The following is a 700-nucleotide window of genomic DNA, read 5'->3' as shown; positions in this document are numbered from 1 at the left end:
AAAGTTAGTTTGTCTAGCATCTAAAAATAAAAATTGACGTTTCACGTTGTTTGTTTCGTTCAGTTTTCAAAGAACTTTTTTGGTGGAGCCTAGCGGGATCGAACCGCTGACCTCCTGCGTGCAAGGCAGGCGCTCTCCCAGCTGAGCTAAGGCCCCAAACAATTATCGGGAAGACAGGATTTGAACCTGCGACCCCCTGGTCCCAAACCAGGTGCTCTACCAAGCTGAGCCACTTCCCGAAAGAAAACGCGCCCGAGAGGAGTCGAACCCCTAACCTCTTGATCCGTAGTCAAACGCTCTATCCAATTGAGCTACGGGCGCATATGGTGCCGAGGGCGGGGGTCGAACCCGCACGGTGGTCACCCACCGCAGGATTTTAAGTCCTGTGCGTCTGCCTGTTCCGCCACCCCGGCATGTCATATTGAAAATTGGAGCGGAAGACGGGATTCGAACCCGCGACCCCAACCTTGGCAAGGTTGTATTCTACCACTGAACTACTTCCGCAAGACATGTTTGAGTTATTTCATTAAAAGTGCGGGTGAAGGGAGTCGAACCCCCACGCCAAAGGCGCTAGATCCTAAGTCTAGTGCGTCTGCCAATTCCGCCACACCCGCATATTTCATTAAAATGGTGAGCCATGAAGGATTCGAACCTTCGACCCTCTGATTAAAAGTCAGATGCTCTACCAACTGAGCTAATG

General features: G+C 51.3%; 6 tRNA genes. All 6 read right to left on the bottom strand.

Annotated features, from left to right (window positions below):
- Positions 1–80 precede the first annotated feature (80 nt).
- Positions 81–156 (bottom strand) — tRNA-Ala (locus JDS99_RS30835).
- Between the two features lie 9 nt (positions 157–165).
- A tRNA-Pro gene (locus JDS99_RS30830) sits at positions 166–239 on the bottom strand.
- An 8-nt stretch (positions 240–247) separates the two neighbouring features.
- Positions 248–321, bottom strand: a tRNA-Arg gene (locus tag JDS99_RS30825).
- 3 nt (positions 322–324) lie between these two features.
- Positions 325–413, bottom strand: a tRNA-Leu gene (locus JDS99_RS30820).
- 16 nt (positions 414–429) lie between these two features.
- Positions 430–504, bottom strand: a tRNA-Gly gene (locus tag JDS99_RS30815).
- Positions 505–533: 29 nt separating this feature from the next.
- Positions 534–614 (bottom strand) — tRNA-Leu (locus JDS99_RS30810).
- Positions 615–700: the final 86 nt, after the last annotated feature.

Origin of the sequence: Bacillus cereus group sp. N6 (genome assembly GCF_016483705.1) — a bacterium.
Lineage (GTDB): Bacteria > Bacillota > Bacilli > Bacillales > Bacillaceae_G > Bacillus_A > Bacillus_A wiedmannii.
The sequence above is the reverse complement of the archived record's forward strand: the minus strand, read 5'-3'. Positions and strand labels throughout refer to the sequence as shown.